The following is a 13,989-nucleotide window of genomic DNA, read 5'->3' as shown; positions in this document are numbered from 1 at the left end:
GAACGAGGCATTGTATGTATAATTTATAACTATAAATTTTAATATGAGTCTCGATGAAAATCGGGACTTTTTTTATATATATGATAAAAACAGTAGCTATACAAGGTGTAAAAGGATCGTTCCATCATATCGTTTCTCAGCAATTTTTTGATAACGATGTAAAAGCTATGGAATGCTTGACTTTTGATGGCGTTGTTGATGCTTTAATCAATGGCGATTGCGATGCTGCAATTATGGCTTTAGAGAATTCCATTGCCGGATCCATTATACCAAATTACGCTTTAATTGATAACCGAAATTTACACATTGTTGGCGAACATTATTTAGATATTCAGCACAATTTTATGGCGCTTAAAGGTCAAAGTATTGCCGATATAAAAGAAGTGTATTCGCATCCTATGGCACTGTTGCAATGTAAAGAGTTTTTTAAGCAACATCCGCACATCAAACTGATTGAAGATAAAGATACCGCTGAGGTTGCACAACGCATTAATAAAAACCAATTAAAAGGTGTTGGCGCTATTGCCAGTGTAATGGCGGCCGAAATTTTCCAGCTCGATATTTTGGCACATAGCATACAAACCATCAAGCATAACGAAACGCGGTTTGCAGTTGTAAAACGTACGAATTCTGAGGTTGTTGAAGCTGAAATTAACAAGGCTTCCTTAAAGTTTGAAGCCAACCACAAACGGGGCAGTTTAGCAACTATTTTAAATGTGATGAGCGATTGCAAGCTGAATTTAACAAAAATACAATCGTTACCCATTATTGAAACCCCTTGGAAATACGCCTTTTTTGTTGATGTGACCTTTGAGGATTTTTCAGATTTCAAAAAAGCAAAATCGTTGTCAGAAATAATGGCAGATAATTTTAAAGTTTTAGGCGAATATAAAAATGCAAAGCTATGATTGAAGTCGCTAACCGATTACATACCGTTGAAGAATACTACTTCTCAAAAAAGTTGAGAGAAGTCAATCTGCTTATCGCTAGCGGAAAACCTATTATTAATTTGGGTATTGGTAGTCCCGATTTGCAACCACCGCAAAAAGTAATTGAGGCATTAACCAACGGATTGTTAAGTCCTAACGCCCATAAATACCAAAGCTATCAAGGGTTGCCGGAATTACGTGAAGCAATGGCAGTGTTCTATAAAACGCATTTTTCGGTAAACCTTAGCGCCAATACAGAAATACTGCCGTTAATGGGAAGTAAAGAAGGCATTATGCATATTTCGATGGCGTATTTGAATGAAGGCGATGGCGTTTTAATTCCGAATCCGGGCTATCCAACTTACCAATCGGTTACAAAATTAGTGGGAGCAAAACCTGTTTTGTACGAATTGGATGCTAGTAACAATTGGTTGCCCGATTTAAAAGCTTTAGAGCAAACAGATTTAAGCCAAGTGAAATTGATGTGGATTAATTATCCGCACATGCCAACGGGTGCGCAAGCCACCGAAACATTGTTTGAAGATTTAGTGGCCTTTGCAAAACGCCATAATATTTTAATAGTAAACGATAACCCATATAGCTTTATTCTTAACGACACACCAAAAAGCATATTAAGTGTTAAAGGCGCAAAAGATGTGTGTTTAGAGCTTAATTCGTTAAGCAAAACCTTTAATATGGCAGGCTGGCGCGTGGGCATGTTAGTGGGGAATAGCGACCAAATTAACCATGTTTTAAAAGTGAAAAGCAACATGGATTCTGGTATGTTTTACGGCATTCAAAAAGGGGCGATTGAAGCTTTAAAATGTTCTAAAATGTGGTTTAGTACTTTGAATAGTGTGTACCAGAAACGACGCGATTTAGTTTGGCAATTGGCCGATGCTTTAAAGTGTACCTACGATAAAAATGCCACGGGACTTTTTGTTTGGGCAAAATTACCTGGCAACGTAAAAGCAGAAGAATTTATAGATATAATATTGAAAGAGAACCACGTTTTTATAACACCTGGAACCATTTTTGGAAGTCAAGGTGAAGGTTATATTAGGTTTTCGCTATGTGCCTCAACCGAGGTTTTAGAAGAAGCCATTGCGAGAGTGAAATGAGTAAATAAGTATGCAGTTGGCAGTATTCAGTCGGCAGTTGCGGTTTCAGTCTCCTGCAAGGTTTTAAAAACCTTGTAGGTATTAATAAAAGTTTAAAACATACAACTCTTAACGCCCGAATAAAAGATCTCTTTCGGGAGTTAAGGGGCAGACAGGAAAATGAAAAACATATATATAATAGGTGTTGGTTTAATTGGTGGCAGTCTTGCTATTGATATTAAAAAGAATAATCCGGATATGGTTATTCACGGTATTAGCAGAAAAGATGCCACCTTAGAAACCGCTTTGTCACTTAATTTAATTGATAAAAAAGCGACTTTAGACGATATTGAAAATGCCGATTTGGTTATTGTGTCTATTCCCGTTGATGCCACGGTTAAATTATTACCAACGGTTTTAGACAAAATTTCGGATAACGGGTTGGTGGTGGATGCGGGATCCACTAAAGTAGATATTTGTAAAGTGGTTGAAAACCACCCTAAACGCAGAAATTTTTTGGCCATGCATCCTATTGCGGGCACCGAGCATTCGGGACCTAATGCGGCCATTCCAAACCTATTTGTTGGCAAAACAAATATTATTTGCGAAGTTGAAAAAACAGCCTTTAAGCTTCAAGAAAAGGCCTTGAAGTTGTTCGCCGATATTGGCATGCGTATGCGCTACATGAATCCGGTGGCACACGATAAGCACATTGCGTACATGTCGCACTTATCGCATATCAGCTCGTTTATGTTAGGTAAAACGGTAATCGATAAAGAAAAAAACGAACGCGATATTTTTGATATGGCGGGCAGTGGATTTGCCTCCACAGTACGATTGGCCAAAAGTTCGCCAGAAATGTGGACCCCGATTTTTAAACAGAACAAAACCAATGTTATTGAAACTTTAGAGGAATATATTATTAACCTGACGCATTTTAAGGAGTTGATGAAACAAGATGATTTTGATGCGATTTTTAATGAAATGAAAGACACTAATTATATAAAGGATATTTTAAATGGCATGGGTTAAATAGTTTTGAAGACAGAAGACAGAAGACAGAAGACAGAAGACAGAAGAAAATACGAAAGTTAAAAGTGGCATTTGCGGATAGTATTTGACTGCGGACTTACTTGCGTTAGGGATTGAACGGTGTGTTTGAGCTCCCCGACGCAGGAGGGAGCGAGTAGTGAAAGCCCGACCCTTGTGGTAACGCCCAAATTATTAAAATTAAACAGTAAAAATTAAATAGTAAACGGAATAGCTGTAGTGGCTAAATATTTAGGAAAAATGGAAAACAAAAAAGAAATGAGAACCTGGTTGGATGATTTAAAATTAGATCATCCGTTAGTAATTGCAGGACCATGTAGCGCAGAAACCGAAGAGCAAGTTTTAAAAATTGCTCACGAACTTAAAGATACCGATGTAAGTTATTTTAGGGCTGGTATTTGGAAACCAAGAACGCGCCCGGGGATGTTTGAAGGCGTTGGTTCTTTAGGCTTAAAGTGGTTGCAAAAAGTAAAGGAGGAAACGGGCATGAAGGTGTGTACCGAGGTGGCCAATGCGGCACACGTAAAATTAGCTTTAGAGCACGACATTGATATGCTTTGGATTGGTGCACGATCAACCGTAAGTCCGTTTATCATGCAAGAGATTGCCGATGCGTTAAAAGGCACAGACAAACCGGTGTTGATTAAAAATCCAGTTAACCCAGATTTAGCATTATGGTTAGGTGGTATTGAAAGGATTTATAAAGCAGGTGTTAAGAATATTGGAGCGATTCATCGTGGGTTTTCAACGTATGAAAAATCTAAATACAGAAATAACCCGGAGTGGCAGTTGGCTATTGAATTTCAGAATAAATTCCCGGACATTGCCTTAATTAACGATCCGTCGCATATTACAGGAAAGCGCGATATGATTTTTGATATTTCTCAAACCGCATTGGATTTGAATTTTGATGGGTTGATGATTGAAACGCACTACGATCCAGAAAATGCGTGGAGCGATGCCGCCCAACAAGTAACGCCTTCTACTTTGGTTCAAATTATGAAGGATTTGAAAATAAGAAAAGAAACGGATGCCGAAGCAGAATACATAACGGCTTTAAACAACCTAAGAGCCCAAATTGATGTGATTGATAATCAAATTATCGGGTTGTTGGGCAAGCGTATGGTTGCAGCAGATAGTATTGGCGCCCTAAAGAAACAAAAAAACGTTGCCGTATTACAAAGCAAACGTTGGAACGAAATTTTAGGTAAAATGGTTTTAGAGGGACAAGACCACGGATTAAGTGAAGAGTTTATTTTAAAAATGTTTAAAGCCATTCACCAAGAGTCTATTAATCATCAAGAGAAGATAATTAAAGGCTAATATTTGTAAACAAAAAAGCTGTCTAAAAAAGTAACCTCAATGTCATATTGAGCTTGTCGAAATATTTTAACTTACTAATAATCAAAATTAGTTTCGACAAGCTCAACATGACAAAGTGAATTACCATAACTTTTTTAGACAGCCCTTTTTATAGATAAAAACGCTGTTATTTGTTTCTTTTAAATATATAACGGGTTATAAAAATGCCTTGGTTATCGCCTTTACCGGCACTTTCTACAGCACTAGTTACAAAAGCAAGATCCCAACCTTCTTCAATCATGGTGTTGATTTTAGAAGTAATTATGGCATCATTTGCAGCTATATTTTGAAAGCGGATGCCACCAAGATTAAAGAAATTTAATAATTTGGTTTCATCGAAATCTTTAACTCTTATGTCGCCACGTTTCGATTTATTACGGGTGTTATCGTCTTCGGTTTGGGTGGTGGTGTATTCCTTGTAATCTTTCTCTTCATTAGCGCTAACAATTCTTGAACGTCCCAAACCATTGGGGACAATTGATTCTACGCTAGTTACCACTTTGTACTCTACTTGGGCATTGGAATCGATAAAGGTGAAAAGGCAAATGGCCAAAACAATAAGTAATTTTTTCATGTTGTTGATTTTTGTTAAAAATTAATATTGGCAAGAATATCAAATATCTATACCAAAAAAAATATTTTTTAGCTTTACTTTTGAAAAAATTATGACAGGACGCGTATATAAATCTACAGGAAGCTGGTACACAGTTAAAACCGCATTGGGTGAAACGTACCAATGCCGCATTAAAGGTAAATTTCGGATTAAGGGTATAAAAAGCACCAACCCTATTGCTGTGGGTGATATCGTGGATTTTGAATTGGAAACCGACCAAAACCAAGAATCGGGTATTATTTATAATATTCACGATCGAACCAACTATATTGTTAGAAAATCGGTAAATCTATCAAAGCAAACCCATATTATTTCGGCGAATATCGATCAGGTTTTTTTAATGATTACCATAAACAATCCGCCTACCCTAACCAGTTTTATAGATCGGTTTTTGGTAACCGCCGAGGCGTATTCCATTAAAACCATTTTACTGTTTAATAAAATTGACACCTATGACGAAGACACACTTAACGAGGTAAAATACCTCGCGCACATTTATAGAAAAATTGGTTACGAATGCATTGGGGTTTCTGCCGTTACAGGAAAAAATGTTGATAAGGTAAAAGCCTTAATGCACGGTAAAGTTAGCGTGTTTTCCGGCCATTCTGGCGTTGGTAAATCCACACTTATAAATACTATTGAACCGTCGTTAAACATTAAAACAAAAGAAATTTCAACCCAACATAACCAAGGGCAACATACCACGACATTTGCCGAAATGTTCGATTTGAGTTTCGATGCAAAAATTATAGATACGCCCGGAATAAAAGGTTTTGGCGTGGTGGATATGGACAAAGAAGAAGTAGGCGATTATTTTCCCGAAATATTCAAGTTAAAACAAGATTGCAAATTCAATAATTGTTTACACACCAAAGAACCAAATTGCGCCGTAAAAAAAGCGTTGGATAATGACGAGATAGCCTTTTCGCGCTATCGCAGTTATTTGCAGATTATTGAAGGCGAAGACGAACATTACAGAACCGATGTTTGGGATAAAGAATAATTTTTTTTCATAATAAAAATAGATTTTGATATATGAAGCGTTGTTTGTTTCTTGCTATTGTGGCTATAATTTCGGTAAGTTGTTTAAAGAAGAAAACCGAAAAATCAGCAAAACCCAATTCTGTTGAAACACCGGAAACATCCAAGTTAAACACGCTGTTCAAACCAGGGGAACAAGGCTATGCCTGTTTTAGAATACCAGCTGTAATAACTACTAATAACGGATCTGTTATAGCGTTTAGCGAAGCTCGAAAATCGGGATGTTCGGATACGGGGGATATTGATTTGGTAATGAAAAAATCTACGGATAATGGTGTAACTTGGAGTGCACTACAAGTGATTTGGGACGATAACGACAACGTATGTGGAAACCCCGCTCCGGTACTCGATACGGAAACGGGAACTGTTCATTTACTGGCAACGTGGAATAATGGCAAAGACCACGAATCTGAAATTATTAACGGCACAAGTATAGACAGTAGATTGGTTTACCAGCTCACTTCAATAGATGACGGACAAACATGGTCTGAACCCAAAAACATTACCGCAAGTGTAAAAAAGCCTAATTGGACTTGGTATGCTACGGGGCCTGTGCACAGTATTCAATTAAAAAAAGGAAGACACAAAGGCCGATTGGTAATTCCTTGCGATCACATTGAAAAGGATACTAAAAAATATTTTTCGCATGTGTTTTATTCCGACGACCACGGTGTTTCATGGAAGCTTGGAGGTACAACGCCTTCCGATCAGGTTAATGAATGTACCGTTGCCGAATTATCCAATGGTGATTTGTTGTTAAACATGCGTAACTATAACAGAGAGGCCATTAAGTCGAGGCAAATAGCGATTAGTAAAGACGGAGGAGATACGTGGGTTAATCAAAAATTTGATACAGAATTACCAGAACCAAGGTGTCAAGGAGCATTGTTATCGGTAAAAAATAAAGCTAAAAACATCTTGCTATTTACAAATCCAGCCGATTCAATATCCAGAGTAAATATGACACTTTCGGTAAGTTTTGATGAGGGTTTAAGTTGGGATAAAAAGCTTCCGATTTACCCATCGTATGCAGCGTATTCAGACCTTACGGAATTAAAAAACGGAAATATTTTAGTGTTGTACGAAGCCGGTGAACATAATCCGTACGAGGGTATACATTACAAGATTATTTCAAAAAACAAAATCTATAATTAAGGCTTATTTATAAATGAAAGTTGTTATTCAACGCGTATCAAAAGCAAGCGTAACTATTGAAGGTAAAAAAGTTGCATCCATTGAAAACGGACTCTTAATTTTATTGGGTATTGTAAATGAAGATGCGCAAGACGATATTAACTGGCTCTCCAATAAAATAGGAAATCTACGCATTTTTGAAGATGAAAATGGTGTGATGAACAAATCACTTTTAGATGCGCAGGGCGATGCTGTTGTGGTGAGTCAATTTACCTTACACGCATCAACCAAAAAAGGAAATCGCCCAAGTTATATTAAAGCTGCAAAACCGGATGTTGCGATTCCGCTTTATGAAAGTTTTGTAAAGCAACTTGAAAAAGATTTAGGAAAAAAAGTGCAAACGGGGCAATTTGGTACCGATATGAAAGTTGAATTACTAAACGATGGCCCCGTAACTATTATCATCGACTCAAAAAACAGACTCTAATGGCTTCCATTTTTGGGCATAGCGCAGTTGGGTTTACTTTATCTAAATTAATTGATAATAAAAATAACAGGCTGCTTTTGTGGCTTGCCATTATCTCTGCCATATTACCGGATTTTGATGTTATAGCTTTTAAGTTTGGTATTCCTTACGCGCATCCGTTAGGGCATCGCGGGTTTACCCATTCTATTGTTTTTGCACTGCTTTGGGCGCTTATTTTAATGATCGCATTTGGTAAAAAAAACAAACTTATTTGGTTTCTGGTTATATTTTTATCCACCATATCGCACGGTGTATTAGATGCCATGACGAGTGGTGGCGAGGGCGTTGGTTTCTTTATTCCGTTTAACAATCATCGGTTTTTCTTTTCTTTCAGAGACATTGTGGTTTCTCCATTAGGCCTAAAAAACTTTTTCTCAGAATGGGGCGCTCAAGTTATTTTTAGCGAAATAAAATATGTTATTCTCCCGTGTTTTTTTATATTAGCTGTAAGATTTTTAATTAAAAACATAAAGAAAAGCTTTCCGGATACATGATTTTCCTCATATAATTAAAGGTTTTTATCCTTTACATTTATGGCTTTAATTTAGAATAAAAACCAAACTATGTCCCTAAAAACTATTGCAAATACCATGATGCTATTTGCAACCCTAACTGTTTTTTCGCAAGATCATTTATATTCAAGTTTAACAATTCCTGAAGATTTAATACAAAATGCAAATGCTGTGGTACGGCTAAATGAGGTTGTTGTTTCGTTAAAATCTTCTAGCGAAATGTCTGTTAAAGAAAAAAGAATTATTACCGTTTTAAATAAAAAAGGAAATAGGAATGTTGATGCGTATGTGTATTACGACGACAAGGTAAAAATTAAAACCCTCGAAGTATTGGTTTTTGATGCTTTTGGGAACGAAATAAAAAAAATAAGAAAAAACGATTTTAAAGATGTGAGCGCCGTTGATGGCGGAACGTTGTATTCAGATTCGAGAGTAAAATATTTGGAATATACGCCAATTAAATATCCATATACCATAGAGTTTACAAGCGAAACCATTACGAGTAACACGGCTTTTATTCCGTCGTTTACACCCATTAATAGTTATTTAGTTAGCGCAGAAACAAGCACATATACCATTAATTATCCGGAACATATTACGATTAGAAAAAAGGAAAAAAACTTTGAAAATATCGAAATTGAAAGTGAAACGCTTACAGGTAAAATATTTTACAAAGCCAAAAATTTAAAGGCATTTAAACCGGAAGATTATAGTCCGTCAATAACAGATTTTACCCCAAAAGTATTATTTGCTTCAAAACAATTTACTTTAGAAGGCGTAGAATCGCTTGTTGAAAATTGGAACGATTTTGCAAAATGGATGTATCACGATTTAATTAAGGTCACTCACGATTTGCCAGAAAGTACTATTAGCGACATTCAAAATTTGGTTAAAGATGAAACCAACGATATAGATAAAGCCAAAAAAATATATCAATACGTTCAAGATAAAGTTAGGTATATAAGTGTGCAAGTAGGTATTGGCGGATGGAAACCTTTTAATGCCTCAGAGGTCGATAGATTAAGCTACGGAGATTGCAAAGGCTTGACCAATTACACGATGGCGCTATTAAAGGCTGCAAATATTGAGTCCAATTATAGCGTGGTTTATGCCGGAAAAACACCAAGAAGTATTGAAGATGATTTTACCTCCATTCAAGGCAACCATGTTATTCTTAATATTCCTCAAGAGCATGAAGATGATATTTGGTTGGAATGCACCAGCCAAAAACTACCATTTGGTTTTATTGGTGACTTTACCGACAACAGAGACGTATTGGTAATTACGCCCGAAGGCGGAAAAATACAGCGCACCAAAAAGTACCATACCGAGGAAAATATTCAAATTATTACGGGGCATTATTCGGTTTCAAATGATGGCTCTATTTCTGTAAATGCAACGGTTAAATCGGAAGGCATTCAATACGACGACAAATATTGGATGGAATCTGAAACCGAACGCGATTTAGACGGACACTACAAAGAACGCTGGAGTTATATTAATAATATGACTATAGATAATATGTCTATTAACAATGATAAAGATAGCATTGTGTTTAGCGAAACCTTAGCGTTTCAAGCCACAAACTATCCAAAAATAGTAGCAAACAGGATGCTCTTAACCGTTAACGCATTAAATAGAAATACGCACATTCCGGATCGATACAGAAACCGAAAATTACCACTTAAAATAAAAAGAGGCTTTAAAGATGTTGATGAGGTTGAAATTTTACTGCCGCAAGATTATAGGGTAGAATCGTTACCCGAGAAGAAAATTATCGAAAATAAATTTGGTAGTTATAAAGCCGAAGTGGTTGTAAAAGATGAAAACACCTTGCTTTACAAAAGGGAATTTGTGGTAAACGATGGCGAATTTCCAAAGGAAGATTACAGTAAATTCAGAGCATTTTATAAAAACGTTTCAAAACAAGATAACGCCAAAGTCGCATTAATTAAAAAGGAATTATAAACATGAAAAACATTTTTACCCTATTAGCCGTATTATTTGTTTGCCAAATAACAGCTGCACAAGATTACAAGTTCGGAAAAGTTTCAAAAGAAGAACTCGCAGAAACATTTAATCCGTTAGATTCATCGGCAAGCGCCACCTATTTATATAAATACAGAAAAACGTTTTTTGAATATGATCATGACAAAGGATTTCAGTTAATCACCGAAGTTCATGAGCGTATAAAAATATACAATCAAGAAGGGTTTGATTATGCAACAAAAGCCATAAACCTGTATAAAAGTGGTTCGCATCAAGAAATTGCCAGAAATTTAAAAGCTTATACTTATAATTTGGTTGATGGTAAAATTGAAGATGCCAAACTAAAAAAAGACGGTATTTTTAAAACAGAAAAATCAAAGTATCGTAACGAGACTAAATTTACTATGCCTAATATTAAAGAGGGTTCGGTGGTAGAGTACGAGTACAAAATTATATCGCCTTTTTATCAAAATGTTGATGATTTTCATTTTCAGCATGCCATTCCAATTAAAAAATTAGAAGCTGAATTTCAAGCGCCTGAGTATTATAACTTTAAAGTAAATATGAAAGGGTTTTTGCAGATAAGGCCTAAAATAGAAAACAAAAGAGATAAAATAACATTCAATAATAAAAGTAGAACAGGACAGCAAGGTTCCGTTAGAACCTCTTTTAGTTCCTCTGATTTAGAATTTACTAAAAAGGTATCAACCTATAATTTAGAAAACATTCCCGCTTTAAAAGATGAACCTTACGTAAATAATATAAACAATTATAGGTCGTCGGTTAAGTATGAATTATCGTATGTAAAAATGCCACAATCAACCATAAAATACTATTCAACAACTTGGGAAGATGTGGTTAAAACCATTTATAAAAGTTCCAGCTTTGGTTCAGAATTAAATAAATCTGGCTATTATGAAGATGATATTGATGCGCTTATAAGCAGCGTTTCAGACCCTAAAAAGAGAATCGCTTTAATTTTCGATTTTGTAAAATCTAGAGTAAAATGGAATTCTTATAATAGCAAATATACTAGTAATGGAGTGAGAAAAGCGTATAAAGAACAGGTTGGTAATGTTGCCGAAATTAATTTAATGCTTACCTCCATGTTACGTTATGCGGGCTTAGAAGCCAATCCTGTTTTAGTGAGTACGCGTCGTAATGGCATCCCGCTATTTCCAACCAGAGAAGGCTATAATTATGTGATTTCTTGTGTGGAATTGCCAACAGGAAATGTGTTGTTGGATGCGACCAACAAATACGGTTCGCCAAATGTTTTGCCTTTTAGAACCTTAAATTGGGAAGGTAGAATTATTAAAAAGGACGGCACGTCAAGTTTAGTAAGTTTATACCCAAATGAAAATTCCAAAAACTCCATTTTAATGATGGCGAGTTTAACTGAAGAGGGCGATTTGGAGGGGAGTTACAGAAGTGTAAAAACAAATCATAGAGCATTATCATACCGGGAGCGTTACAACAACGCAGATGAGGATGATTTTTTAGAAAAACTGGAAAACAATTACGATGGATTGGAAGTTTCAGACTTTAAAGTCTCAAATGCCGTTGAGCTCTCTAAACCCGTAATGGAATCTTATAAATTCTTTAAAGAAAGTCAAGCCGACATTATTGGCGATAAAATATATTTTTCACCCTTGTTCTTTTTGCGTTCAAAAGAAAATCCTTTTAAACTGGAAAAAAGAGAGTTTCCTGTAGATTTTGGTTATCCATCATCAACTACGTATCGCATAACGATCAATATTCCCGAAGGTTACAAAGTGGAGTCGATTCCCGAGGCATCAGCTTTGGTTTTACCAGATAATTTAGGAATGTTTAAATACATCTTGTCTCAAAATGCATCAACCATTCAGTTGTTAATTGATACTAAAATGAACAGTTCAATTATATCGCCATTGTATTATGACACTTTAAAAGCGTATTTTAAGCAACTCATAGAAAAAGAAAACGAACAAATTGTATTAACCAAAGTATAATGGACATTAAAAACGCACAAAAAATAGTTGACGATTGGATTAAGCAACACGGTGTACGCTATTTTAACGAGCTTACCAATATGGCACAACTTACCGAGGAAGTTGGCGAAGTAGCCCGAATTATAGCACGCCGTTATGGCGAACAAAGTGAAAAGGAAAGCGATAAGGACAAAGATTTGGGCGAAGAATTGGCCGATGTGTTGTTTGTGGTGTTGTGTTTAGCAAACCAAACAGGGGTAGATTTACAACATGCATTTGATAAAAGAATGGAAAAAAAAGCAAAACGCGACCACGATAGGCACCATAATAACGAAAAACTGAAATAGCATTCTAAGAATGATATGATGCAAGTTTTTCAAGGCGGACAAAAAAACACGAAATTCCGTAGTATTACTCTCGATTATCGAGTAAATTTGCTAGCTTTAAGAAGCAAGATAATTTACAATGAGCAGTATTACCCTTCATAAATCTGAATTAAAAAATCGTAAATCCGAAATTACCATAACAGGCTCCAAAAGCGAATCCAATAGGTTGTTGTTGCTAAAGGCCTTGTACCCTGAGATTCATTTGGAAAATATTTCAAATTCTGATGATAGCCAACTCATGACAAAGGCATTATCATCAACATCCGATGTTGTGGATATTCATCACGCGGGCACCGCTATGCGATTTCTAACGGCCTTTTTTGCGGTACAAGTAGGGCGCGAAGTTACGCTTACAGGCTCAAAAAGAATGAAAGAGCGCCCTATTAAAATTTTGGTTGAAGCGCTGCAAGCTTTGGGTGCCGATATTAATTATGTTGAAAACGAAGGATTCCCTCCAATAAAAATTAAAGGAAAAAAATTAACCAAGAATAAAGTGTCGCTTAAGGCGAATGTGAGCAGTCAGTATATTTCGGCCTTATTGCTTATCGCTTCAAAACTTGAAAACGGTTTGGAATTAACACTTGAGGGTGAAATTACGTCTGTTCCGTATATTAAAATGACCCTGAGATTATTGGATGAAATTGGTGTGGAATCATCTTTTATAAACAATACCATTATTGTAAAACCTAATAACAAAAAGACAATCGCTAAAACCTTAACGGTAGAATCAGATTGGTCTTCCGCATCCTACTATTTTAGTATAGTTGCTTTGTGCGATATTGGAACCGAAATTACCTTATCGTCATATAAAGAAAATTCGTTGCAAGGCGATTCGGCTTTAGTCAAAATTTATAATGAGTTTGGTGTAGAAACTACATTCTTAAAAAACACCATGACTTTAAAAAAAGTTTCTCACAATACATCGCCAAAAACATTCAATTTAGTTAATGCTCCAGATATTGCGCAAACTATTGCGGTAACTTGTTTTGCATTAGGTATTGCTTGCGATTTAAAAGGATTGCACACCCTTAAAATTAAAGAAACCGATAGGCTGGTAGCCTTAAAAACCGAAATTGAAAAATTAGGCGGAAACGTAGACATATCAAACGATACCCTGTATTTGCACCCTTCAAATACAATTAAAGAGATGGTTTCAATTGCAACTTACCACGATCATAGAATGGCCATGGCTTTTGCGCCTTTGGCCTTAAAAACTTCAATGATTATTGAGGATGCCATGGTGGTTTCAAAGTCGTATCCAACATTTTGGGATGATTTAAAAACTATTGGATTCAAAATATCTGAATAATAATCACTTAAATACTTGACAACCCCTAGTCGCAGATTGTATATTTGCAACTTTCTTAAAAACACTTA

Annotated in this window: 13 protein-coding genes; 12 read left to right on the top strand and 1 reads right to left on the bottom strand. The window is 35.9% G+C overall.

The window, feature by feature from the left end:
• Positions 1-80 precede the first annotated feature (80 nt).
• The 4 genes from RNZ46_RS04280 to RNZ46_RS04265 all read left to right on the top strand — a co-directional run bounded on the left by RNZ46_RS04280 (position 81) and on the right by RNZ46_RS04265 (position 4,402).
• Positions 81-908, top strand: a complete 828-nt coding sequence (locus RNZ46_RS04280; RefSeq protein ID WP_316984140.1) for a prephenate dehydratase — start codon at positions 81-83, stop codon at positions 906-908.
• On the top strand, positions 905-2,050 hold the full coding sequence (locus RNZ46_RS04275; protein ID WP_316984139.1) for a pyridoxal phosphate-dependent aminotransferase: 1,146 nt from the start codon (positions 905-907) through the stop codon (positions 2,048-2,050). Before RNZ46_RS04280 ends, RNZ46_RS04275 begins: the two co-directional genes overlap by 4 nt.
• A gap of 159 nt (positions 2,051-2,209) precedes the next feature.
• The gene (locus RNZ46_RS04270; RefSeq protein ID WP_316984138.1) at positions 2,210-3,061 is read left to right on the top strand and encodes a prephenate dehydrogenase; all 852 of its coding nucleotides are present in this window, start codon (positions 2,210-2,212) and stop codon (positions 3,059-3,061) included.
• 258 nt (positions 3,062-3,319) lie between these two features.
• A complete protein-coding gene (locus tag RNZ46_RS04265) occupies positions 3,320-4,402 on the top strand; it encodes a chorismate mutase (protein WP_316984137.1) in 1,083 nt (360 codons plus the stop codon).
• A 166-nt stretch (positions 4,403-4,568) separates the two neighbouring features.
• Here RNZ46_RS04265 and RNZ46_RS04260 read toward each other — a convergent pair whose 3' ends face one another.
• Positions 4,569-5,015, bottom strand: coding sequence for a hypothetical protein (locus tag RNZ46_RS04260; RefSeq protein WP_316984136.1), 447 nt, complete (start codon positions 5,013-5,015; stop codon positions 4,569-4,571).
• Positions 5,016-5,106: 91 nt separating this feature from the next.
• Here RNZ46_RS04260 and rsgA point away from each other — a divergent pair, with 91 nt between their 5' ends.
• The 8 genes from rsgA (at position 5,107) to RNZ46_RS04220 (ending at position 13,921) form a co-directional block, all read left to right on the top strand.
• Positions 5,107-6,057 (top strand): ribosome small subunit-dependent GTPase A, encoded by a 951-nt coding sequence (gene rsgA / locus RNZ46_RS04255; protein WP_316984135.1) that lies wholly within the window; start codon positions 5,107-5,109, stop codon positions 6,055-6,057.
• A 32-nt stretch (positions 6,058-6,089) separates the two neighbouring features.
• Positions 6,090-7,250, top strand: a complete 1,161-nt coding sequence (locus RNZ46_RS04250) for a sialidase family protein (RefSeq protein ID WP_316984134.1) — start codon at positions 6,090-6,092, stop codon at positions 7,248-7,250.
• Positions 7,251-7,263: 13 nt separating this feature from the next.
• Entirely contained in the window at positions 7,264-7,716 is a 453-nt protein-coding gene (gene dtd, locus RNZ46_RS04245) for a D-aminoacyl-tRNA deacylase (RefSeq protein WP_316984133.1), read from the top strand.
• Positions 7,716-8,249, top strand: a complete 534-nt coding sequence (locus RNZ46_RS04240; protein ID WP_316984132.1) for a metal-dependent hydrolase — start codon at positions 7,716-7,718, stop codon at positions 8,247-8,249. The genes dtd and RNZ46_RS04240 overlap by 1 nt, the downstream gene beginning before the upstream one ends.
• Positions 8,250-8,318: 69 nt before the next feature.
• Positions 8,319-10,235: a DUF3857 domain-containing transglutaminase family protein gene (locus tag RNZ46_RS04235; RefSeq protein ID WP_316984131.1), complete on the top strand. Its 1,917-nt coding sequence runs from the start codon at positions 8,319-8,321 to the stop codon at positions 10,233-10,235.
• A 2-nt stretch (positions 10,236-10,237) separates the two neighbouring features.
• Positions 10,238-12,247 carry a DUF3858 domain-containing protein gene (locus RNZ46_RS04230; RefSeq protein ID WP_316984130.1) on the top strand — a complete coding sequence of 670 codons (2,010 nt, stop codon included), beginning with the start codon at positions 10,238-10,240 and terminating at the stop codon, positions 12,245-12,247.
• Complete coding sequence (locus RNZ46_RS04225) at positions 12,247-12,573, top strand: nucleotide pyrophosphohydrolase (protein WP_316984129.1); 327 nt, start codon at positions 12,247-12,249, stop codon at positions 12,571-12,573. Before RNZ46_RS04230 ends, RNZ46_RS04225 begins: the two co-directional genes overlap by 1 nt.
• Positions 12,574-12,691: 118 nt before the next feature.
• A complete protein-coding gene (locus RNZ46_RS04220; RefSeq protein WP_316984128.1) occupies positions 12,692-13,921 on the top strand; it encodes a 3-phosphoshikimate 1-carboxyvinyltransferase in 1,230 nt (409 codons plus the stop codon).
• Positions 13,922-13,989: the final 68 nt, after the last annotated feature.

The sequence above is a fragment of the Hwangdonia lutea genome, from assembly GCF_032814565.1.
Taxonomy (GTDB): Bacteria; Bacteroidota; Bacteroidia; order Flavobacteriales; family Flavobacteriaceae; genus Hwangdonia; species Hwangdonia lutea.
This window is presented reverse-complemented; position numbering and strand designations above follow the sequence as displayed.